Genomic DNA, 23,322 nt, shown 5'->3' on the forward strand with positions numbered 1-23,322 from the left:
TTGAAGCCGGGTCGAACCGGTCGGAGGTCAGGAAACATGCCATCCCTGATGAATATTTTTGGTGTTGCAGGCTCCGCGATGTCAGCGCAGTCGCAGCGGCTCAACGTGACGGCGTCGAATCTCGCCAACGCGGACAGCACGACCGGGCCGGACGGCCAGCCGTACAAGGCCAAGCAGGTCGTGTTCGCGGTCAGCCCGATCGGCGGTGCGCGCTCGGGCTCAGGCCAGCAGATCGGCGGCGTGCAGGTCACCGGCGTGGTCGACGACCCGACGCCGATGAAGACCGCCTACGACCCCGGCAACCCGGCGGCCAATTCGGACGGCTACGTCACGCTGCCCAACGTCGACCCGGTGCAGGAAATGGTCAACATGATCTCGGCCTCGCGCTCGTACCAGGCCAACGTCGAGACCCTGAATACCGCCAAGACACTGATGCTGAAAACGCTCACGATCGGAACCTGAGGAGAGCTCCTTGACCACCAACACCACCATCGGCAGCAGCGGCACGAACGTGTCGCAAACGCTGCTCGATACGATGAACGGCACGAGCAGTGCCTCGAGCGCGAGCAGTTCCACCAGCTCGACCGGCAGCACCTCGGGCACTTCGGCGACCGATCTGCAGAACACCTTTCTGCAACTGCTCGTCGCGCAGTTGAAGAACCAGGATCCGACCAACCCGATGGACAGCTCGCAGATGACGTCGCAGCTGGCGCAGATCAACACGGTGTCGGGCATCAGCCAGCTGAACACGACGTTGAGCTCGCTCGCCACGCAGATGTCGGCGGGCCAGCAGTCGCAAGCCGCGCTGCTGATCGGCTCGACCGTGCTCGCGCCGGGCAGCTCGGTGACGGTCGCGAGCGGCAAGGCCAGTTCGTTCGGCGTGCAGCTTGCCAACTCGGTGGGCGATCTGCAGGTGGTCGTGAAGAACTCGGCGGGCACGATCGTCAACACGATCGACCTCGGCAAGCAGTCGGCCGGCACGATTCCGGTGGGCTGGACGCCGACCGACACGGCCGGCAACACGCTGCCCGACGGCACCTACACGATCAGCGCGGTCGGCACGATCAACGGTCAGCAGGCTACAGCGACCACGCTCGCGGGCGCTACGGTGCAAAGCGTCGTCATGCAGAGCAACGGTACGCCGGGCCTCGTGCTGTCGAACGGTTCGACGGTGGGGTTGACCAGCGTCGCCGCCATCCTCTGATTCAGATTCAGTCAGTTACGACTTTCCAGATACGGAGACCGTCATGGGTTACCAACAAGGTTTGAGTGGTTTGTCAGCGTCGTCGAGCGACCTCGACGTGATCGGCAACAACATCGCCAACGCGAATACGGTTGGCTTCAAGAGCGGCGCGGCACAATTCGCCGACATGTACGCCAATTCGGTGGCGACCGCGGTGGGCAATCAGGTCGGCATCGGCACGAAGCTCTCCGAAGTGCAGCAGCAGTTTTCGCAAGGCACGATCACCAGCACCAATCAGGCGCTCGACGTCGCGATCAACGGCAACGGCTTCTTCCAGATGTCGAACAACGGCTCGCTGGTCTACTCGCGCAACGGCGTGTTCCAGCTCGACAAGAACGGCAACATCACCAACGCGCAAGGCCTGCAACTGATGGGCTACGCGGCGAATGGCGCGGGCGTCATCAACACCGCGCAGACCGTGCCGCTCAGCGTGCCGACCGCAAACATCGCGCCGCAAGCGACCACCAAGATCGTCGCCGGCCTGAACCTGAACGCGCAAGACCCGCTGATGCTCGGCACGCCGACCGTGACGCCGACCCTCGCCACGGGCAGCACGCTCACCACCACCGGCGCGACGATCACGAACACCGCTTCGGGCACGAACAACGACAGCTACACCGTCAACTTCACGAGCCCGACGACCTACACGGTCACCGACACCACGCTCGGCACGACAAGCGCGGCTGCTACGTACACGGCCGGCACGGCGATCCAGCTCGGCAACGGCCAGACCATCTCGTTCAGTGGCGCGCCGGCCAACGGCGACAGCGTCGCAATCGCGCCGACCCCGGTCGCGTTCAACCAGAACACCTCGTCGACGTACAACTACTCGACCAGCACGACGGTCTACGATTCGCTAGGCGGCTCGCAGACGGTCAACATGTACTTTGCCAAGACGTCGGCCGGTACGTGGAATGTGTACGCGGGTACGTCGACCGGCACGGCGAGCCTCGTCGGTCAGGCGAACTTCAATTCGTCGGGCACGCTGCTCGGCACGACCAACGCGGACGGCACCGCGACCACCACCCCGTTCGTGTTCAACTTCGGCATTCCGACCACGGATGGCTCGTCGACGCCGCAGAGCCTGACGCTGAACATCGCCGGCACGACGCAGTACGGCGGCAAGGACGGCGTGAATTCGCTGCAGCCCGACGGCTACGCAGCCGGCACGCTGACGAGCTTTACGATCGGCGCCGACGGTACGCTGACCGGCAACTACTCGAACCAGCAAACCGCGGCGCTCGGCCAGATCGTGCTCGCGAACTTCTCGAACCAGAACGGTCTCGTGAACCTCGGCAACAACGAGTTCCAGCAGACCGCCCAATCGGGCGTCGCGCAGATTGCGGTACCGGGCGCGACCAACCACGGCGTGCTGCAAGGCGGGGCGGTGGAAAACTCGAACGTCGATCTGACGAGCGAACTGGTGAATCTGATCACCGCGCAACGCAACTATCAGGCGAACGCGCAGACGATCAAGACGCAGCAGACCGTCGACCAGACCCTGATCAACCTGTAAGCGACCGGGACTTCCCATCATGGATCGGCTGATCTACACCGCGATGTCGGGCAGCACGCAAGCGCTCGAACAGCAGGCTATCGTTGCCAACAATCTGGCGAATGCGTCGACCACTGGCTTTCGCGCGCAGCTGGCGACGTTCCGCGCCGTGCCGATGGCGTTCGGCGACGGCAGCTCGATCGACGACAACACCACGCGAACCTTCGTGCTGTCGTCGACGCCGGGCGCCGACTATACGCCGGGGCCGATCCAGCAGACGGGCAATCCGCTCGACGTGGCGATTCAGGGTCCGGGCTGGCTGTCGGTGCAAACCGCCGACGGCAACGAGGCTTATACGCGAGCCGGCAATCTGCACGTCGACGAGAACGGTCAACTGGTGAACGCCACCAATCAGGTGGTGCTCGGCAACGGCGGCCCGGTATCGGTGCCGCCGGGTGCGGAAATCACAATCGGCAAGGACGGCACGGTGTCTGCGCTGACGCCAGGCGATCCGCCGACCGCAGTGGTGACGGTCGATCAGCTGAAGCTCGTGAATCCGGATCCGCAAACCATGACGCGCGGCGACGATGGCCTCTTTCGGACCGCCGACGGCAACGACGCCGACGCCGATCCCACCGTCACGCTGGCGCCGGCTTCGCTCGAAGGCAGCAACGTGAATCCGGTCAGCGCGATGGTCGCGATGATCACCAACGCGCGCCAGTTCCAGATGCAGACCAAGCTGCTGGAAAACGCCGACAAGAACGACCAGTCTGCCAACCAGCTGCTCAGTTTTAGCTAACGGGATGCTTAGGCACCCAGGAGAAGAATCGTGAATCGCTCACTCTACATCGCTGCTACCGGCATGAATGCGCAACAGGCGCAGATGGACGTGATTTCGAACAACCTCGCGAACGTCAGCACCAACGGCTTCAAGGGTTCGCGCGCGGTGTTCGAGGATCTGCTGTATCAGACCGTCCGTCAGCCGGGCGCGAACTCGACGCAAAACACCGAATTGCCGTCCGGCATCCAGCTTGGCACCGGTGTGCAACAGGTTGCGACCGAACGTCTGTACACGCAGGGCAACCTGCAGCAGACCGGCAACTCGAAAGACGTCGCGATCAACGGTCAGGGCTTTTTCCAGGTGCAGATGCCCGACGGCACGACCGCCTATACGCGTGACGGTTCGTTTCAGACCAACGCCCAGGGCCAGCTTGTTACGTCGAGCGGCTATCAGGTGATTCCGGCGATCACGATTCCGAATAACGCGACCTCGCTGACCATCGGCAGCGACGGTGTGGTGTCAATCACTGTCGCCGGCCAGGCCAACAGCCAGCAACTCGGCTCGATGCAGATCGCCACCTTCATCAATCCGGCCGGTCTGGATGCGAAGGGTGAAAACCTGTTCTCGGAAACCTCTTCGTCGGGTGCGCCGAACGTCGCGCAACCGGGCCTGAATGGCGCCGGTACGCTCAATCAGGGCTACGTGGAAGCATCGAACGTGAACGTGGTGCAGGAACTGGTGAACATGATCCAGACGCAGCGCGCTTACGAAATCAACAGCAAGGCCGTGACAACCTCGGACCAGATGCTGCAGACCCTCAGCCAGATGCAGGTTTAAGGCTTGGGGACTGGGAATTAAAAGCGCCCCCGAACCTGTCGCTTCGCGTCAGGCCCCCCAGGGGGGGACGAGAAGACTTGGGACGGCCCGGCGCTTTATCGAAAGGCAGTAATCAAGATGTCGCACTTCACTCGTAAGCCGGTTCATTCGCGCACCGCTCAGGCGCTCGTGCAGCTCACGCTGCTGGCGACGCTGGGCGGCTGCGGGCTCGTGCCGAAGCAGCCCATCACGCAGCAACCGATGACGGCGCTGCCGCCGATGCCGCCGCAGGCACAATCGCCGGGCTCGATCTACAACCCGGGTTACGCGGGCCGGCCGCTGTTCGAAGATCAGCGGCCGCGCAATGTCGGCGATATTTTGACTATCGTGATTCAGGAAAACGTCAACGCGACGAAGTCGTCGGGCGCGAATGCGAATCGCTCGGGCAGCACCAACTTCAACGTGCCGACCGCGGGCTTTCTCGGTGGACTGTTCGGTAAGACGAACCTGAGCGCCACCGGCGCGAATGTTTTCAACGGCACCGGCGGCGCCAATGCATCGAACACGTTTAACGGCACGATCACCGTCACGGTGACCGGCGTGCTGCCGAACGGCAACCTGATGGTGAGCGGCGAAAAGCAGATGCTGATCAATCAGGGTAACGAATTCGTGCGCTTTTCCGGGGTCGTGAATCCGAACACGATTTCGAGCCTCAACGCCGTGTACTCGACCCAGGTGGCCGACGCGAAAATCGAATACTCCGCGAAGGGCTATCTCGACGAAGCCGAGAATATGGGCTGGCTGCAGCGCTTCTTCCTCAACGTGTCGCCGTGGTGATCATGCGTACCGCCATCTCCCACCTTCGCCACGTCGTGCAACTCGACCGGTTCGGCCGCTTTGGCCACATCGGTCGTGCATTGGCCGTTGTCGCACTGGCCTGCGCGGCGCTGCCGGCAGCCACGCCCGCCCATGCCGAACGTCTGAAAGACCTTGTGCAGATCCAGGGCGTGCGCGACAACCCGCTGATCGGCTACGGCCTCGTCGTCGGTCTCGACGGCACGGGCGACCAGACCACGCAAACGCCGTTCACCACGCAGACGCTTGCCAACATGCTGGCGAACCTCGGCATCTCGATCAACAACCAGGCGGCGGGTTCGAGCAACTCGCAGTCGTCGCTGTCGAACATCCAGTTGAAGAACGTTGCCGCCGTCATGGTGACGGCGGTATTGCCGCCCTTCGCACGTCCTGGCGAAGCGATCGACGTGACGGTGTCCTCGCTCGGTAACGCGAAAAGCCTGCGCGGCGGCACGCTGCTGCTCACCCCGCTCAAGGGCGCCGATGGCCAGGTGTATGCGCTCGGCCAGGGCAACCTCGCGGTCGGCGGTGCCGGCGCAAGCGCGAACGGCAGCAAGGTGCAGGTGAATACGCTGGCCGCGGGCCGCATCACCGGCGGCGCGATCGTTGAACGCGCGGTGCCGACCTCGGTGTCGCAAGCGGGCACGATGCAGCTCGACCTGAACGATATGGACTACGACACCACGCAGCGCGTGGTGGCAGCGGTGAACAACGCGTTCGGCAGCGGCACGGCCATGGCGCTCGACGGCCGCACGATTCAGCTGCGCGCACCGTCCGATCCGGAGCAGCAGGTCGCCTTCATGGCGCAATTGCAGAACCTCGACGTCAAGCCGGCGCAAGCCGCCGCGAAGGTGATCCTGAACGCGCGCACCGGCTCGATCGTCATGAACCAGATGGTCACGCTGCAAAACTGCGCGGTGGCGCACGGCAATCTGTCGGTGGTGATCAATACGCAGCCGGTGGTGAGTCAGCCGGGTGCATTCTCGAACGGCCAGACGGTGGTGGCCAAGCAGTCGCAGATTCAGATGAAGCAGGACAACGGTGCACTGAAGCTGGTGACTGCCGGCGCCAACCTCGCCGAAGTGGTGAAGGCGCTCAACGCACTGGGTGCGACGCCCGCGGATCTGATGTCGATCCTGCAGGCCATGAAAGCGGCGGGCGCTCTGCGCGCCGACCTGGAAATCATCTAAGGAAGACGCAAGATGAATTCGGATACGACCAATTCCGCCAACGCGGCGAACGACCTGACCCAGCGCTTCGCGCTCGACGTGCAGGGCTTCGGCAAATTGAGTGCGCAGGCCAAGGCTTCGCCACAAGCCGGCATGAAGATGGCCGCACAGCAGTTCGACGCGGTGTTTACGCAGATGATGCTGAAGAGCATGCGCGAGGCGACGCCACAGGATGGTCCGTTCGATTCGCACGACAGCGCCACCTTCACGTCGATGATGGATCAGCAGTTGTCTCAGCAGCTATCGCAGAAGGGCATCGGCGTGGCTGACGCGATGCTCAAGCAGATGATGCGCAATCAGGGCCTGCAGGTGAGCGGCGCGAACGGCACAAGCGGCGGCCTGAGCGGCATGGCCGGGGCGTTGGGTAGCGGCAGTGGCGGCGACGAAGGCCAGACCGCGGCGCTGAACGCGCTCGCGAAGGCCTACGGTAATGCGCAGGCCAACGGTCAACTGGCAATGGGCAAAGGCTACTCGGCCAACAGCTCGCTGACGCCGCCGATCAAGGGCGACGGCACCTCGCCGAAGGTCGACGCTTTCGTCGACAAGCTCGCCCAGCCGGCGCAAGCCGCCAGCGCGGCAACCGGCATTCCGGCGCGCTTCATCATCGGCCAGGCCGCGCTCGAATCGGGCTGGGGTAAGAGCGAGATCAAAAAGGCCGACGGTTCGCCGAGCCACAACGTCTTCGGCATCAAGGCGACCAAGGATTGGACCGGCAAGACCGTTTCCACAGTCACGACCGAGTATGTGAACGGCAAGCCGCAGCGCACCGTCGAAAAATTCCGCGCGTACGACTCGTACCAGGACGCGATGACCGACTACGCGAGCCTGCTCAAGGGCAACCCGCGTTATGCGCAGGTAATCAATTCCGCGCATGACGTGAATGGTTTTGCCAACGGCATGCAGCGCGCGGGTTATGCAACCGATCCGCATTACGCGAAAAAGCTGATGTCCATTATGCAGAAAATGGGCTGAGCTGCCGTTAATAAGGGTGTGCGGTCGTAGTCGATCGCGCAATCGACCAGTTTGCAGTTTGATTTTCTCGAATAAAGAAGCATGCACGCGACGGGGCCAGGTGCATAACAAGACGGACGAGGCCGGCCGCCTGCGGGCAGCCGGTCCACCCGCATAACCAGTGTGATTGCCGCCTGCATTCGATGAGCCCGGATTTCACCGGCGGTATATCGGCGTTTTAACGTTTGCGGCAAATATTTCATTACATGCCCCTAAATTTTGGCTGAATGCTGCCGCTAATCAGTTAGACCCGATACCGGAAAGCGTTGTAATGTCCGGTTGAATGCGCGTGCTGCGGCTTCGATGAAGACCGCGCGAAAGCCCCGGCAGGAGCCTTGGCACGCGCCCGCAAGAACATGCATACCGGCAAGCCTATGGATACTACCCAGTCGCACGGCCAGGCCGAAGCACCCGGCCAGTCGCACGCCACGCTAGACGAAAGCGCACCTGATTTCGGCCGCCGCAATCCGCTGGAGATCGGCGTTCAGTTACGGAACCTCGTCAATCGAGGCGATTTCCTTACCGTTGAATACGCGGGCGGTCAGCTCGTCACGCGCCTGCTCGATGTCGACGTGCGCACGCGCACCTTCACTTTCGATTGGGGCGCGCTTTCGGAGCAGAACAAAGGTTTGTTGGGCGCATCGCGCTGTCAGTTTCATGCGTCGCCGGACGGCGTGCGCGCCGAGTTCGCGACCGGCACGCCGCGCGAAACCCGCTACGAAGGACTGCCTGCATTCGAGGCCGATTTTCCCGAAGTGCTGTTCTATGTCCAGCGCCGGGAGTATTTCCGCGTCGATGCACCGATTCTCGATCCGTATATGTGCGTCGGCCGTTTGCCTGAAGGCGATACGTTCCGCTTCGAAGTGCACGATCTGTCGCTCGGCGGCGTCGGTATGCGCACCACGGACGAGCGCGTGGCCGAATTGCCGATGGGCACGCGGCTGCAGGATTGCGAACTGTCGCTCGGCGCATTTGGCCGGCTTTCGCTCGATCTGCAACTGGTGTCGCACCGCTCCACCGCGTTGCCGAACGGTACGCAGCGCTATCAACTCGGTTTCCGTTTTCTGACGCTGCCGGGCAGCGCCGAAAACACGCTGCAACGTCTGATTACGCAACTGGAAATGAAGCGCCGTTCGCTGGTGCGTTGATGAAATGCCGCACGAGCGGCGCCTGAGGATGGCTCAATTTGCGCGCGGTTTTTGAGTTGCTGCGCATGAGGCAGAAAGCCCGGCAGCATAAGCCTCGCAAACGTTGAAACAAACGTCGAACAAGCATCGGAATGGCCCTCAATTTTTCCTTGTGAGAGCCGTTAAACAGGATGTTCAAGTAACGTGGTGGCATGTGGTCGGTGTCGCCCTTCAGGATGACGCATGTCGAGCAACCTCATCAATCTCGGACTCAGTGGACTGAACGCAGCCCAGTGGGGACTCACGACCACCGGCCAGAACATCAGCAACGCGTCGACGCCGGGCTATACGATCGAAACGCCGGTCTATGCGGAAAGCGGCGGGCAGTACACGGGTTCCGGCTATTTGCCGCAGGGCGTTTCGACCGTCACCGTGACGCGCCAGTACAGCCAGTATCTGACCACTGAGCTGAACAACGCGCAGAGCTCGGGCAGCTCGCTGTCGACGTACAACACCTTGATTTCGCAGCTGAACAATCTGATCGGCAGTCCGACTGCCGGCATTTCGAGCGCGATCACCAGCTATTTCACCGGTTTGCAGAATGTCTCGAACAACGCCTCCAGTCTGGCCACCCGCCAGACCGCGATGAGCGGCGCGCAGACGCTCGTGAACCAGATCAACGCCGCGGGTCAGCAATACGACGCCCTGCGCCAGAGCGTCAACACGCAGCTCACCAGCACCGTTTCTCAGATCAACAGCTACACGCAGCAGATCGCCCAGTTGAATGGCCAGATCTCCGCAGCCAGCACGCAAGGTCAGCCGCCGAACCAGTTGATGGATCAGCGCGATCTCGCTGTGTCGAACCTGTCGCAACTGATTGGCGTGAACGTTGTGAACACCAACGGCAGCTACAGCGTGTTCATGGCCAACGGCCAGCCGCTCGTCTCGTCCGGCAACAGCTACAACCTCGGCACGGCGCCTGCGACGGGCGACACGAGCGAACTGTCGGTGCAGTATCTTGGCCAAGCCGGCGCGAACCCGCCCGCCACGCCGCAAAATCTGCCCGACAGCAAAGTTACGGGTGGTGCGCTCGGCGGTCTCCTCGCATTTCGCAGCCAGACGCTCGATCCGGGCGAAGCACAGCTCGGCGCGATTGCGGTGAGCTTCGCTTCACAGGTCAACGCGCAGAACAGCCTCGGCGTTACGCTCTCGGGCGCCCAAGGCGGCGCGCTGTTCTCGGTGGGCAGCCCGACCGTCTATGCGAATACGCAGAACACCGGCAATGCCTCGCTGAACGTCTCGTTTGCGAATGCCGCGCAGCCGACCACCGGCGATTACACGCTGGCCTATAACGGCACCACCTACACACTGACCGACAATTCGACCGGCAGCGTGGTGGGTTCGGCGACCGACCTGAGCAAGCCGATCAACGGCCTGAATTTCTCGACCACCGGCACGATGAAGGCGGGCGATTCGTTCACGGTAGAACCGACCCGCGGCGCGCTGAACAGCTTCAACACCGCGACCACGGACCCGTCGGCGCTCGCCGCCGCGGCACCGGTGCTCGGCGCCGCAACGGCGAGCAATACCGGCACCGGTACGATCACGCAAGGCACGGTGACGGCCGGCTACACGATGCCGAATGCAACCACCACGCTGTCGTACAACGGCACCGGCCTGTCCGGCTTCCCCGCTGGATCGACGGTGACGGTGGCGGGTTCGCCCTCGACCACGTATCCGATCACCGACGCGACCACCGTGGTGCCGTATTCGTCGAGCACGGGTGCTGCGCTGACGATCAACAACACGACCGCCGGGCAGATGAACAACGTCTCGGTGACGATCAGCGGCGCACCGGCCGCCGGCGACACGTTCACCATCGGCCCGAACACCGGCGCGAGCAATGACGGGCGCAATGCGCTGGCACTGTCGAACCTGTCCGCGGCGAAGGCATTGGGCGGCGGCACGGTCACGCTGGCGGGCGCGTATGCGAACTACGTCAACCAGATCGGTAACCAGACCAATCAGATTCAGACTTCGAGCACGGCGCAGACCTCGCTGGTGACGCAGATCACCACCGCGCAGCAGTCGGTCTCGGGCGTAAACATTAACGAAGAAGCAGCCAACCTGCTTCAGTATCAGCAGCTCTATCAGGCGAACAGCAAGGTCATCCAGACCGCGCAGACCCTGTTCCAGACGATACTCGGCATCTTCCAGTGAGGCGTTGAACATGCGCATCTCAAGCATGCAGTACTTCAACATGAACGTGGCAACGATGAGCGATCAGCAAGCTCAGTTGTCGCAGTTGTATCAAGAGATCTCGAGCGGTGTCAGCCTCTCCACGCCGTCGGACAATCCGCTCGGCGCGGCGCAGGCGGTGCTGTTGAGCTCGACGGCGACGAGCCTGTCGCAGTACACGACCAACCAGACTTCCGCGCTCGCTTCGCTGCAACAGGAAGATTCGACGCTCGGCAGCGTCAATACGGTGCTGCAAAGCATTCACACGCTGGTGCTGAGCGCCGGCGACGGTTCACTGAACGACGGCGACCGCGGCTCGATCGCGACGCAATTGCAAAGCTTGCGCAGCCAGTTGATGACGCTCGCCAATGCGACCGATCCGCAAGGCAACGCCTTGTTCGGCGGTTATCAAAGCACGGCGCAGCCGTACACCACCAACTCGGCCGGTGTCGTGACCTATTCGGGCGACACCGGCACGCCTGCCATGCAAATCACCTCCTCGCACACCATTCAGACCGGCGACAACGGTATCGCGATCTTCGGCAGCGTTGCGTCAATCGGTACCAGCTCGGTGCCGGCCGCGACGACGGGCAACACGGGCACGGGCGTGATCAGCACCGTGAGCCTGACGAACCCGACCAATCCGGCCAATGCGGACACGTACAAGATCGCTTTCTCGTCGGGGACCACCTACACGGTGAGCCAGACCGATCCGGCCACCGGGGCGGTGACCACGAGCGCACCGCAAACGTTCACAGCCGGCTCGGCGATTACACTCGGTGGCCAGACGGTGAACATCACCGGCGCGCCGAACGCGGGCGACAGCTTCACCGTGACGCCGGCCACGCAAGGCAGCACGGATGTGTTCGCCAATCTGAACCAGTTGATCGCCACGTTGCAAACGCCGGTGTCGGGCGGCGCGTCGACGGCCAGTTTCCAGAGCGCGCTGACCACCAGCATGACCCAGCTCGAAAACACGATGAACAACGTCGTGACCGCGCAGGCCGCAGTGGGTGGCCGCGAGCAGGAAGTCCAGGCATTGCAGACCGTCACGCAGACCAACACCTTGCAGACGGCGAGCAACCTGGCGGATCTGACCCAAACCGATATGGCCAAGACGATCGGCCAGTACACGATGACGCAAAACGCGCTGCAAGCGGCGCAGCAGGCGTTTGTGAAGATTCAGAGCGTTTCGCTGTTCCAGTACCTGAATTAAGCAGACGAGCAGGTCGAAACAAAGAAGGGCGGAAGCCGGTGTGAGCCGGTTCCGCCCTTCTTTGTTCTGGGTGGCCGATGCGTGGCCAAAGTGCATGAGCGGCGCGCGTTGCTCGCATGGCTAGCGCGGCCAATCTCGCCGGTCCGGAAACGGTGCTACTTAAGCCCGGCCGCCACACGCCCCATCTGATCGATGCCGACGTCGAACAGGCGCATGAAGAACGGGATCATGTTCGGGATCATCAGTTGCAGGAGCAGCATGCCGATTAGCATCGTCAGCGGAAAGCCGATCTGGAACACGCCGATCTGCGGCGCGGCGCGGTTCAGGATGCCGAGCGCGAGGTTGGTGATCAGGAGCGCGACGACCACCGGCAGCGACAGCAGCAGGCCGGCGGAAAATACCGTGCTGCCGAAATTCGCCAGTGTGCGCCAGCCGGGCGCGCCCAGAATGTTCGCCGACACCGGCACCGACTGGAAGGTGGCCAGTAGTGCGCTGATCATCTGCAAATGGCCGTCGATCACCAGAAACACCAGCATCGCGATCGTGTTCATGTAGCTCGACAGCACCTGGCTCGAACTGCTTGCCTGCGCGTCGAAGAATGTCGCGAAACCGAGGCCCATGCCCAGACCGACGAAATCTCCCGTGGCGCTGATCGCCTGAAACACGATCTGCATTGTCACGCCGAGCGCGATGCCGATCAGGAACTGGTTGACGATGATCCATACGCCTTCGGCGGAAAACACCGTGACCTGCGGCAGTGCGCCGAGCGTGGGCGCGACGATGATCGTGATGAAGGCCGCGAGGCCGATTTTTACCCGCGTCGGCAGCGAACGGTTGCCGAGCACCGGCGCGGTCACCATCAGCGCGAGAATCCGCACGAACGGCCACAGGAACGCCGTGAGCCAGGCGTTCAGTTGTGCGTAGGTGACGGAGAACATGACGGTGGGAGAGCGCGGAAGCGCTGAGCGGAGGCCGGGGCCGCGCTCAGTTGACGAGCGACGGAATGTTGGTGAGCGTCTGACGCAGATAATCGAGCATGGTCGTCAACATCCACGGACCGGCGATCACCATGGTGATCGCGATCGCGAGCAGCTTCGGAATGAACGACAGTGTGGTTTCGTTGATCTGCGTAGCGGCCTGGAACAGGCTCACCACCAGACCGACGACCAGCGCGACCAGCAGCAACGGCGCGGCAAGCAGCAGGCCGACATACATGGCCTGGTGCGCGAGCGTCATGACGGATTCCTGATTCATGGCGTAGTACCGGAAGCGTGAAGGGTTGAGTGATGCAACTCAGTGACCCGGTTAAACAAAGCTCTGCGCGAGCGAGCCGAGCAGCAATTGCCAACCGTCGACCAGTACGAACAGCATCAGCTTGAACGGCAGCGAGATCGTGGCGGGCGACACCATCATCATCCCCATCGACATCAGCACACTCGCCACCACCATGTCGATGATGAGGAACGGGATGAAAATCGTGAAGCCGATCTGGAAGCCCGTTTTCAGTTCGCTCGTCACGAACGACGGCACCAGTAGCGACAGCGGCACGTCTTCCGGACCTTGCATCGGCGCGGCGTGCGAGATGCGGGCGAACAGCGCGAGATCGCTTTCGCGGGTCTGGCGCAGCATGAATGTCTTGAACGGGGCGAGGCCGCGGTTCACCGCCGTTTCCATCGGGATGGTGCCGTCGGAGAACGGTTTGTAGCCGTCGGTATAGGCCTTGTCCAGCACTGGCGACATCACGAACAGCGTGAGAAACAGCGCGAGACCGACCAGCACCTGGTTAGGCGGCGTCGTGGTCGTGCCGAGCGCCTGGCGCAGCAACGACAACACGATGATGATGCGCGTGAAGCTCGTCATCATCAGCACCATCGCCGGCAGGAACGACAGCATCGTGAGCAGCAGCATCGTCTGCACGCTCAACGAGTAGGTCGTGCCGCCGTTCGGGCCCGGACTCGTATTGAAGGCCGGCAAGCCGGCGGCTTGCGCGAACGACAGCGTCGGCAGCGCGAGCATCAGCGCCGGTAACACGACTGGCGCGACACGGCGCAAGACTGCAATGACTTTCGAGGTGGCGCAAGACATGCGAGTGGCGTGCGCGTGACGTACTGATTGCACTGATTGAAGACTGAACTGCATTACCGATCCCCGCTGCCTTGCCCATTGAAACGTTTGCCCACTTCGCCTTTTAAAGCATCGCGAAAGCGTTGGCCGAAGGTGCCGGGCAACGCTGCGCCTTTAACTGACGCATCCGATGCATCCGATACACCCGACGCGCCTGGTGTGACCGGTTGCGTGCCTGCGATCGGATCCGCGGCCGAACCGGCGGACATCGTATGCAGCAGACGCACATTGCCAGGCGCCGTGCCGAGCACAAGCCACGTATCGCCGATCTCGACCACGGCGACCCGCTCCTTGCCGCCGAGCGAGGCGCCGCCGATTGTCTTCACGAGGCCGCCGCGATTGGCCGGCTGCAAGCCGAAACGGCGCGCGAGCCATGCACAGGCGAACACCAGACCGATCACTACCAGCAGGCCGACGATGGTCTGCAACACCGCGCCGACGCCGAGCGCCGGAACGGCCGTGCCTGCGCCCACACCCGACGCGATTTTCGCGGCGTTGTTGACCGCGTTCATGTCGGCTGCGTGCGCGGCCGATGGGGCGAATGTCGCCACCGAGGTCAGTACGAACATCAGCGCCGACGTAGCCGCTGTCGTGGCTATAGTCGCCGCGAGTCCTGCGCGATGGCGAACATTGCGCGACGCATGTGACGCATGTGGCATATGCAATGCGGCGCGACCGGCAACACGTTTCATCGATTCAGCTTCCGGATGCGTTCGGACGGCGTGATGATGTCGGTCAGACGGATGCCGAACTTGTCGTTCACGACGACCACTTCGCCCTGGGCGATCAGGCAGCCGTTGACCAGCACGTCCATCGGTTCACCCGCGAGGCCATCCAGTTCCACGACCGAGCCCTGTGCGAGTTGCAGCAGGTTACGGATCGCGATCTTGGTGCGGCCGAGTTCGACGGTCATCTGGACGGGAATGTCCAGGATCATGTCGATGTCGTTGCGCGTCGAGGTCGATTCGACCTTCGAGAGCGGCTGGAACACGCCTGCGGTAGTCGGACTGACTTCCGTGTTGTCGTTCTGCTCGGCCAGCGCGCTGGCCCAGTCGGCCATCGCCGCGTCGTCTTCGGCGCCGGCTGCGTCGGCGGCCAACTGCGGCTCGCCGGTGGCCAGTTCGGCCTCAGTCTTTGCGTTCAGGTCACTCATATCCACCTTCCTTCATCGTGTCGGCTGCGCTGACCATTTTCTGGACCCGCAACGCATACTGACCATTGAAAATTCCGTAGCCACATTCCATCACCGGCACGCCATCGACTTTCGCCGTGATGTGTTCGGGGATGTTGATCGGCAGAACATCGCCCTTGCGCATGTTCAGGATCTGTTCGAACGTGACCGGCACCTGTGCGAGGTCGGCGGTCAGTTCCACTTCGGCTGCCTGCACCTGCTGCGACAACACGCGGACCCAGCGACGGTCGACCTCGAGCGCCTCGCCCTGGATCGGCGACGAGAGAATGTCGCGGATCGGTTCGATCATCGAATACGGCATGCAGATGTGCAGCGTGCCGCCCGTCGTGCCGAACTCGATCGAGAACTGCGTGACGATGACGATTTCGTTCGGCGTCGCCACGTTGGCGAACTGCGTGTGCATTTCCGAGCGCACGAATTCGAATTGCAGCGGGCGCACGCTTTTCCACGACGCCGCGTAGTGCTCGAACGTGAGATTGAGCAGCTTCATGATGATGCGCTGCTCGGTTGCCGTGAAATCGCGGCCTTCGACGCGGGTATGGAAACGCCCGTCGCCGCCGAACAGGTTATCGACCACGAAGAACACCAGGTTCGGGTCGAACACGAACAGCGACGTGCCGCGCAACGGCTTCACATGGACCAGGTTCAGGTTGGTCGGGATCGGCAGATTGCGGGTGAACTCGCTGTATTTCAGCACCTTCACCGGACCGACGGAGATTTCCGCCGAGCGCCGCATGAAGTTGAAGATACCGACGCGCAACAGACGCGCGAAGCGGTCGTTGATGATTTCGAGGCCGGGCATCCGGCCGCGGACGATGCGTTCCTGCGTCGCGATGTTGTACGGACGTACGCCTGAGCGGTCGGTCTGTTCGGCGACCGAGTCGGACTCGCCGGTGACGCCCTTGAGGAGGGCATCAACCTCCTCCTGGGACATGAACTCTTCGTGGCCCATTCCTTATTCCTCGTGCGTCCGGCGGTTAATGATGGCAGCGCGAAATGACTTCACTGCACGACGAATTCGGTGAACAGCACGTCCTGGACGTGGACCGGCGCGGCGCCCTTATCGGTCGGCTCTTCGATCAGTGTCTGGAGTTCGGTGGCCAGGGCGCGTTTGCCTTCGAGCGGTGCGAGTTCTTCCGGGTGTTTATTCGACAGTGCGAGGAGGATGCGGCTGCGCACTTCCGGCATATGGTCGGAGAGTTCCTGCTGGGTTTTCGGGTCGTTGAGCTTGAGCGTCAGGCCGATACGCAGGAAGTGTTGCTGACCGTCGTCCGATTGCAGGTTGACTGTCATCGATTCGAGCGGGAAGAAGAGCGGCACGGCTAATGGCGCCGGCGCGCTGGCGATTCCCGCTGACGCGGGAGCTGGGCCACGTTTGGACATGAAGAACCACACACCCGCGCCGGCAGCGCCTGCGGCGATGATCGCGATGAGGACGATCAGGATGATGCGCTTCAAGGGGCCCGGGGAAGCGGGCGCGGCTTGCTGGTTTGCGGTCGTGGCTGCCATGAGGTTTGCTTTACTTGCCTTTAGTGCTGGTGATGGTGATTGTTGTTTATTTGCCTGCGGCGCGATGGGTCGAAAAGAAGGGTTATTGAGGGCTATCTCTGGTTTTTGCCCCGTTCGGGGGTGGGGGCGGGGGTTTGGGGGTTTTTTGCCTTTGGCGGGGTTTGTTGATTTGTTTGCCTGCTTGGCGCGTCCTGTCTGACTGCCTGTGGCGTTGGCCTTTCCTTGAATTGTTATTGGTTGATTAGTGTCGCCCCTGTGCGGGGCAGGCACTTACTTCTCTTTGCCGCCGCCCCTCCATGTCAGGCTAGTTGTCGCCTCACCCGAACCGATTGATGTAAAGATGGGGGGCGGGCAGCGAATGGAAGATGAAACGCTATTCAGCGGAAACCCGGGAGTGGGTAATCCAGCAGATGATGCCGCCGTTCAATCGTGCGGTCATCGAGCTGGCGGGGGCGACGGGCATCACCACGGTGACGCTGCGGACCTGGCGGCAGCATGCAAGAGATACAGGGAAATTCATGCCGGGCAATGGCAAAACGGGCGATCAGTGGTCAAGCGCCGGGAAGTTCAGGGCGGTGCTGGAGACGGCGTCGCTCAACGAGATCGAGACCTCACAATACTGCCGCAGTAAAGGCATTTATCCGGAGCAGATCCGGCAGTGGCGCGAGGCGTGCGAGCAGGCCAACGCGGTGCCTGAAACGAAGCCCACGGCGGCCCGGCGCAACGAGGCGAAGGCTGCGCAAAAGCGCATCCGTGAACTGGAGCGCCAGCTCAAACGCGCTGACGCGGCCCGTGCGGAGGCGGCGGCATTGCTGAACCTGCGAAAAAAAGCCGAAGCGATCTGGGGCAAGGAAGAGGACGACTGATCAGCCGCCCGGATCGTGAAGAAGCCATGCAGCTGATCGATGAAGCCGTACAGCAGGGGGCACGCCGTGCGCGTGCATGCGAGCAGTTGGGACTCAGCGTGCGCAGCGTCCAGCGCTGGCGCCTGTCGCCGCAGGACGGGCGCGCTCAGGTGAAGCGTGCAGCGCCGCCCAACAGGCTGAGTGAGGCAGAACGTCAGGCCGTGCTCGATGCGGCCAACCGTCCGGGCTACGCGAGTCTGACGCCGCACCAGATCGTGCCGAAGCTGGCGGATGAAGGGATTTATCTGGCTTGCGAATCGACGTTCTACCGGATACTGAAAGCAGCAGGACAGGGCCAGCGCCGGGGCCGCGCGCGAGCCCCGCAACGACGCACGCTTACGACGCATTGTGCCGATGGTCCGAACCAGGTGTGGTGCTGGGATATCACGTGGATGCCGGGCACGGTCAGGGGCCGGTACTTTTACTGGTACATGATGAAGGACATCTACAGCCGCAAACTGGTGATGAACGAGGTGTGGGAGCAGGAGTCGGCTGAGCACGCGAGCGAGTTGCTGAACAAGGGATGTTTGCGTGAAGGTATCGCCGGGCGTCCGCTGGTGCTGCACTCGGATAACGGCAGTGCAATGAAAGGCGCCACGATGCGCGCGGCCATGATCGATCTGGGCGTGCAGCCTTCGTTCAGCCGGCCGCGTGTGAGCAACGACAACGCCTTTGCCGAGTCACTGTTCCGTACGGCCAAGTACTGCCCGTTATGGCCTGAGCAGCCGTTCGACACGCTGGAGGCGGCCCGCGCATGGGTGCAGCGCTTCGTCCAGTGGTACAACGAAGAGCACTGTCACAGCGGCCTGAAGTATGTCAGTCCGGGGCAACGGCATCGCGGCGAAGCCAACGATCTGCTGGCCCGCCGGTGTGCGCTGTACGAAGACGCGCGCAGGCAGAACCCCGCACGCTGGTCAGGTGCCATCCGCAACTGGCACCTGGCAGACTCGGTCTATCTGAACCCGGAGCGAACTCACGCGTCGGCCAAAATGTATAAGCACGCAGCGTAACGGTTCATGCGACAACTACCTTGACACACACCGCCGCAAAGAGAAGTAAGCAAGAGAAAGCGGCTCACACCGCTAATTCTTAAGCGGGTCCCCCGCGCAGCCACGGTAGTGGTGCATCTGGAATCCGTGTCCTCGCACATTCGACGCCAGTGACAAGGGCGTCATACTTCCGGCGGCGCTGCGCGCGCCGAAGCGCACTTCATAAAACCGATGGCTGCGTTTCGCGCTCGGGCTCCATTCGGCGTTCCGCCCAGGCGAAGCCGATGGCCCCCACTGTGCTTAAGCGAAGCCCCAGGTTTCTCACGCAACATCGTTGTCGCCGAGGCGGAGGCGATGGCTCCCTCGGTGCTCAAACGGAGCCCTAGGTTCTCGTGCAACTTCGCTGTCGCCGAGGCGAAGCCGATGGCTCCCTCGGTGCTGAAACGGAGCCCTAGGTTTCTCATGCAACTTCGCCGTCGCCGAGGCGAAGCCGACGGCCCCCACGGCGCCTCAACGAAGCCCCAGGTTTCCCAGGTAAACCCATCCGCGACGCACGCAGTGTGGAGTGGGAGCTAATGACTCCCTTGTCACTTACGCAGAATGTGCGCGGGCACGGATTCCAGATGCACCACTACCGTGGCTGTGCGGGGGACCCACTTAAGAATTAGCGGTGTGAGCCGCTTTCTCTTGCTTACTTCTCTTTGCGGCGGTGTGTGTCAAGGTAGTTGTCGCATGAACCGTTACGCTGCGTGCTTATACATTTTGGCCGACGCGTGAGTTCGCTCCGGGTTCAGATAGACCGAGTCTGCCAGGTGCCAGTTGCGGATGGCACCTGACCAGCGTGCGGGGTTCTGCCTGCGCGCGTCTTCGTACAGCGCACACCGGCGGGCCAGCAGATCGTTGGCTTCGCCGCGATGCCGTTGCCCCGGACTGACATACTTCAGGCCGCTGTGACAGTGCTCTTCGTTGTACCACTGGACGAAGCGCTGCACCCATGCGCGGGCCGCCTCCAGCGTGTCGAACGGCTGCTCAGGCCATAACGGGCAGTACTTGGCCGTACGGAACAGTGACTCGGCAAAGGCGTTGTCGTTGCTCACACGCGGCCGGCTGAACGAAGGCTGCACGCCCAGATCGATCATGGCCGCGCGCATCGTGGCGCCTTTCATTGCACTGCCGTTATCCGAGTGCAGCACCAGCGGACGCCCGGCGATACCTTCACGCAAACATCCCTTGTTCAGCAACTCGCTCGCGTGCTCAGCCGACTCCTGCTCCCACACCTCGTTCATCACCAGTTTGCGGCTGTAGATGTCCTTCATCATGTACCAGTAAAAGTACCGGCCCCTGACCGTGCCCGGCATCCACGTGATATCCCAGCACCACACCTGGTTCGGACCATCGGCACAATGCGTCGTAAGCGTGCGTCGTTGCGGGGCTCGCGCGCGGCCCCGGCGCTGGCCCTGTCCTGCTGCTTTCAGTATCCGGTAGAACGTCGATTCGCAAGCCAGATAAATCCCTTCATCCGCCAGCTTCGGCACGATCTGGTGCGGCGTCAGACTCGCGTAGCCCGGACGGTTGGCCGCATCGAGCACGGCCTGACGTTCTGCCTCACTCAGCCTGTTGGGCGGCGCTGCACGCTTCACCTGAGCGCGCCCGTCCTGCGGCGACAGGCGCCAGCGCTGGACGCTGCGCACGCTGAGTCCCAACTGCTCGCATGCACGCGCACGGCGTGCCCCCTGCTGTACGGCTTCATCGATCAGCTGCATGGCTTCTTCACGATCCGGGCGGCTGATCAGTCGTCCTCTTCCTTGCCCCAGATCGCTTCGGCTTTTTTTCGCAGGTTCAGCAATGCCGCCGCCTCCGCACGGGCCGCGTCAGCGCGTTTGAGCTGGCGCTCCAGTTCACGGATGCGCTTTTGCGCAGCCTTCGCCTCGTTGCGCCGGGCCGCCGTGGGCTTCGTTTCAGGCACCGCGTTGGCCTGCTCGCACGCCTCGCGCCACTGCCGGATCTGCTCCGGATAAATGCCTTTACTGCGGCAGTATTGTGAGGTCTCGATCTCGTTGAGCGACGCCGTCTCCAGCACCGCCCTGAACTTCCCGGCGCTTGACCACTGATCGCCCGTTTTGCCATTGCCCGGCATGAATTTCCCTGTATCTCTTGCATGCTGCCGCCAGGTCCGCAGCGTCACCGTGGTGATGCCCGTCGCCCCCGCCAGCTCGATGACCGCACGATTGAACGGCGGCATCATCTGCTGGATTACCCACTCCCGGGTTTCCGCTGAATAGCGTTTCATCTTCCATTCGCTGCCCGCCCCCCATCTTTACATCAATCGGTTCGGGTGAGGCGACAACTAGCCTGACATGGAGGGGCGGCGGCAAAGAGAAGTAAGTGCCCGCCCCGCACAGGGGCGACGCTAATCAACCAATAACAATTCAAGGAAAGGCCAACGCCACAGGCAGTCAGACAGGACGCGCCAAGCAGGCAAACAAATCAACAAACCCCCAACGCCGTAGGCAATCAAACAAACCCCGCCGAGCAGGCAAAACAAACACCAAGCGCCGCAAAGGCAAAAAAACATCAAGCAAAAGTATCGACCAACCCCACACTCCGCCGCACGGCAACATTAGCCACAACAGAATCAGAATCCGAACCAGCGCCGCTGCCAAAACCCCCCGCAGCCCCGCTGCTTCTCCCACCAGACCGCCCAGAATCAGCACGCTGCTGCTGCCCGCCCTGCCGGGCAAACCCATCGCTAACACTAGCGCTCCCCAACCCGATCCCGTTGGACTCCATCGCCTCACGAAGCTTCGGCAACGCTGCCTCGACAGCCTCCCGCACCTGCTGGTGCTGCGAAACAAACAACGCATGTGCATGGTTATCGGCAACCTGCAACACAACCTGTAGCGGCCCCAAATCCTTCGGATTCAAAGTTAGTTCGGCGCTCTGCGAATGCGCATTCGACAAAAACACCACCTTCTGACTCAACGCATCTTCCCAGTCGGTCGTGCCCACCTGCGGCGACAATGCATTCGCCACTTCCGCAGCACCGGCGTTACCCGTCGTTTGCACGGCCGCCGTCGTACTCGCGGCGCCCGCCGCGGCCTGACTGGCTGCCAGCGCAGCCGTCGCGGCATCGGTTGCACTCTTGAAGGTCGCCAGATCGTCAGCCTGCGTACCACCAGCAGCCGTCGCGCTCAGCGCGTCAGCCGCCGCCTTCGCCGCCGCTGAGGGATCCGCCACGGTCGTAGCCGCAGCCGTTAGCGCAGCCTTGCCGGCACTCGATCCCTTACCGTCGCCGAATAAACCGGCCGCAAGCGTCTTGCCGTCCGCCGATCCGTTCAGTCCGTTGCTCGCGCCCGTACCCATACCATTTGCCGCCGTCGCAGCGTTCGCAGCCGCGCCGCTTGCCAGGGCCTGTGCCGGCACCGCGCCCTGGCCGCTCGCCAGCGCGGCCAGGGCGGCTTGCAGGGCGTCCTGTAACGACTTCGGATCGGTCGCGCTAGTCTTTTTGCCCGTGGCGGTGCCCGTTGTGGTGTCCGTGCCGGGCGGTGTGGTCGCGGCGTCAGTCAGTGCCGTGGCGGGATCAGCGGTCGCCGGGTCGGTGGCATTGTTCGCGTTGGCCTGAGCTTGAGCCTGCGCAGCGGCGGCGGCCGCTGCCGCTGCCGTGTCCGCGTTGGTCTGCGTGGTCGTGTTGCCGGACTTCGGTGGCGTCGCGTTGCTCTTGTCGGTTGAGGCCTGTTGCGTGTTGGCCGACGAAGCCGACGCTGAAGCCGACGACGAACCGGATGAGGACGCGCCCGTCGAGTTGCTGTCGTCCGTGTTGCTGCTCGCGGCATCCGGGCTCTTCGTCGAAGGATCGGGCGGCGGTGGCGCGTCATGCACGCTCGACGACGAAGCAGACGAAGAGGAGGATGAAGCCGGCGGCTTGCTCGCACTTTGCGCGGCCGCGTTGTTTTGCAGATCGATGCTCTGCTGCAAGGTTTGCGAGAACGGCTTGGCGTTCGCCGCAGCGGCCATGGCCGCGTTGGTGGACGTGCTGCTGGCAGAGCCGAGCAGTGAACCGATCTGTGAAAGAAGCGACATAGGGAATCCTGTCAATCCGTCAAACGGGGTGTTCGGTCAATCGAGACAGCGCTCGGGCGGGTCAGACGCCCTCGGTGCGCATCCTCAGAATGCGGGCTGCGTGTTCGTCGGAATCGCGCTGATCGCGCCGCGCCACGACTTTCGCTTCGGCAGCGTCGCCGCGCGCCTGCAACACTTCATACGAGCCGAGCTTCTGTTTCTGGCGCTGCCAGTCGGGCTTGGCGGCCTCGACGCGCGCATTGGCCGTCACCAGCAGGTTGCGCTGCTGTTCGATGGCGGCGTCGAGCGTGTCGATAAATGCCTGGAAATTACGCATGTTGCCCGCGGGCATGCCCGTCTGGGCAGTCGCCGTGAAGCGCGCGTGATATTCGTCGCGGTATTGCACGAGTGCATTCAGCTGAGCCTCGACGTCGTTGCGCTCGCGCTGGGCGCGGCCCAGGCGTTGCGCGGCGGCGTCCACATCATCCTGGGCGAGGCCGATGAGGGTCTTGATCGGAAAGTGTTTCGCCATC

21 protein-coding genes and 1 pseudogene are annotated in these 23,322 nt (G+C 62.7%); 12 read left to right on the forward strand and 10 right to left on the reverse strand.

Annotated features, from left to right (window positions below; all coding sequences use genetic code 11):
• Positions 1-36 precede the first annotated feature (36 nt).
• The 11 genes from flgC to flgL all read left to right on the forward strand — a co-directional run bounded on the left by flgC (position 37) and on the right by flgL (position 12,011).
• Positions 37-462 (forward strand): flagellar basal body rod protein FlgC, encoded by a 426-nt coding sequence (flgC, locus tag ACUN0E_RS42345; protein ID WP_408218876.1) that lies wholly within the window; start codon positions 37-39, stop codon positions 460-462.
• Between the two features lie 10 nt (positions 463-472).
• Positions 473-1,204: a flagellar hook assembly protein FlgD gene (locus ACUN0E_RS42350; protein WP_408226221.1), complete on the forward strand. Its 732-nt coding sequence runs from the start codon at positions 473-475 to the stop codon at positions 1,202-1,204.
• Positions 1,205-1,247: 43 nt separating this feature from the next.
• A complete protein-coding gene (locus ACUN0E_RS42355; RefSeq protein ID WP_445570287.1) occupies positions 1,248-2,759 on the forward strand; it encodes a flagellar hook protein FlgE in 1,512 nt (503 codons plus the stop codon).
• 19 nt (positions 2,760-2,778) lie between these two features.
• Entirely contained in the window at positions 2,779-3,537 is a 759-nt protein-coding gene (gene flgF / locus ACUN0E_RS42360) for a flagellar basal-body rod protein FlgF (protein ID WP_408226227.1), read from the forward strand.
• A 30-nt stretch (positions 3,538-3,567) separates the two neighbouring features.
• On the forward strand, positions 3,568-4,356 hold the full coding sequence (gene flgG, locus ACUN0E_RS42365) for a flagellar basal-body rod protein FlgG (protein WP_408226230.1): 789 nt from the start codon (positions 3,568-3,570) through the stop codon (positions 4,354-4,356).
• A gap of 117 nt (positions 4,357-4,473) precedes the next feature.
• A complete protein-coding gene (flgH, locus tag ACUN0E_RS42370; protein WP_445570288.1) occupies positions 4,474-5,172 on the forward strand; it encodes a flagellar basal body L-ring protein FlgH in 699 nt (232 codons plus the stop codon).
• Positions 5,173-5,174: 2 nt separating this feature from the next.
• A complete protein-coding gene (locus tag ACUN0E_RS42375) occupies positions 5,175-6,380 on the forward strand; it encodes a flagellar basal body P-ring protein FlgI (protein WP_445570289.1) in 1,206 nt (401 codons plus the stop codon).
• Positions 6,381-6,392: 12 nt separating this feature from the next.
• On the forward strand, positions 6,393-7,391 hold the full coding sequence (gene flgJ / locus ACUN0E_RS42380; protein ID WP_408226238.1) for a flagellar assembly peptidoglycan hydrolase FlgJ: 999 nt from the start codon (positions 6,393-6,395) through the stop codon (positions 7,389-7,391).
• Positions 7,392-7,804: 413 nt separating this feature from the next.
• Complete coding sequence (locus tag ACUN0E_RS42385; protein ID WP_408226241.1) at positions 7,805-8,578, forward strand: flagellar brake protein; 774 nt, start codon at positions 7,805-7,807, stop codon at positions 8,576-8,578.
• Positions 8,579-8,800: 222 nt separating this feature from the next.
• Positions 8,801-10,777 (forward strand): flagellar hook-associated protein FlgK, encoded by a 1,977-nt coding sequence (flgK, locus tag ACUN0E_RS42390; RefSeq protein ID WP_445570290.1) that lies wholly within the window; start codon positions 8,801-8,803, stop codon positions 10,775-10,777.
• 10 nt (positions 10,778-10,787) lie between these two features.
• Positions 10,788-12,011: a flagellar hook-associated protein FlgL gene (gene flgL / locus ACUN0E_RS42395; RefSeq protein WP_408226247.1), complete on the forward strand. Its 1,224-nt coding sequence runs from the start codon at positions 10,788-10,790 to the stop codon at positions 12,009-12,011.
• A 155-nt stretch (positions 12,012-12,166) separates the two neighbouring features.
• Here flgL and fliR read toward each other — a convergent pair whose 3' ends face one another.
• Genes fliR through fliL form a run of 7 tightly spaced genes read right to left on the reverse strand, consistent with a single transcriptional unit; the run spans position 12,167 to position 16,836 of the window.
• A complete protein-coding gene (fliR, locus tag ACUN0E_RS42400) occupies positions 12,167-12,949 on the reverse strand; it encodes a flagellar biosynthetic protein FliR (protein ID WP_408226250.1) in 783 nt (260 codons plus the stop codon).
• Positions 12,950-12,995: 46 nt separating this feature from the next.
• Complete coding sequence (gene fliQ, locus ACUN0E_RS42405) at positions 12,996-13,265, reverse strand: flagellar biosynthesis protein FliQ (protein WP_028198519.1); 270 nt, start codon at positions 13,263-13,265, stop codon at positions 12,996-12,998.
• Between the two features lie 51 nt (positions 13,266-13,316).
• On the reverse strand, positions 13,317-14,150 hold the full coding sequence (fliP, locus tag ACUN0E_RS42410; RefSeq protein WP_408334663.1) for a flagellar type III secretion system pore protein FliP: 834 nt from the start codon (positions 14,148-14,150) through the stop codon (positions 13,317-13,319).
• On the reverse strand, positions 14,150-14,827 hold the full coding sequence (fliO, locus tag ACUN0E_RS42415) for a flagellar biosynthetic protein FliO (protein ID WP_445570291.1): 678 nt from the start codon (positions 14,825-14,827) through the stop codon (positions 14,150-14,152). Before fliO ends, fliP begins: the two co-directional genes overlap by 1 nt.
• Positions 14,824-15,288: a flagellar motor switch protein FliN gene (gene fliN / locus ACUN0E_RS42420; RefSeq protein WP_445570292.1), complete on the reverse strand. Its 465-nt coding sequence runs from the start codon at positions 15,286-15,288 to the stop codon at positions 14,824-14,826. The genes fliO and fliN overlap by 4 nt, the downstream gene beginning before the upstream one ends.
• A complete protein-coding gene (gene fliM / locus ACUN0E_RS42425; RefSeq protein WP_408221464.1) occupies positions 15,281-16,279 on the reverse strand; it encodes a flagellar motor switch protein FliM in 999 nt (332 codons plus the stop codon). The genes fliN and fliM overlap by 8 nt, the downstream gene beginning before the upstream one ends.
• A 50-nt stretch (positions 16,280-16,329) precedes the next feature.
• Positions 16,330-16,836 (reverse strand): flagellar basal body-associated protein FliL, encoded by a 507-nt coding sequence (gene fliL, locus ACUN0E_RS42430; protein WP_408484799.1) that lies wholly within the window; start codon positions 16,834-16,836, stop codon positions 16,330-16,332.
• A 365-nt stretch (positions 16,837-17,201) separates the two neighbouring features.
• Here fliL and ACUN0E_RS42435 point away from each other — a divergent pair.
• Positions 17,202-18,751 (forward strand): annotated as a pseudogene (locus tag ACUN0E_RS42435) (IS3 family transposase).
• 719 nt (positions 18,752-19,470) lie between these two features.
• Here the strand turns inward: ACUN0E_RS42435 and ACUN0E_RS42440 are convergent.
• The 3 genes from ACUN0E_RS42440 to fliJ all read right to left on the reverse strand — a co-directional run bounded on the left by ACUN0E_RS42440 (position 19,471) and on the right by fliJ (position 23,321).
• Positions 19,471-21,020 (reverse strand): IS3 family transposase gene (locus ACUN0E_RS42440; RefSeq protein WP_445565976.1). Its coding sequence is split into 2 segments (ribosomal slippage): positions 19,471-20,546 and positions 20,546-21,020, totalling 1,551 coding nucleotides; the frame shifts between segments, so codons are not numbered across the junction.
• A gap of 284 nt (positions 21,021-21,304) precedes the next feature.
• A complete protein-coding gene (locus tag ACUN0E_RS42445) occupies positions 21,305-22,810 on the reverse strand; it encodes a flagellar hook-length control protein FliK (RefSeq protein ID WP_445570293.1) in 1,506 nt (501 codons plus the stop codon).
• 61 nt (positions 22,811-22,871) lie between these two features.
• On the reverse strand, positions 22,872-23,321 hold the full coding sequence (gene fliJ, locus ACUN0E_RS42450; protein WP_445570294.1) for a flagellar export protein FliJ: 450 nt from the start codon (positions 23,319-23,321) through the stop codon (positions 22,872-22,874).
• Between the last annotated feature and the right edge of the window lies 1 nt (position 23,322).

It is taken from the genome of Paraburkholderia sp. D1E (genome assembly GCF_052682275.1).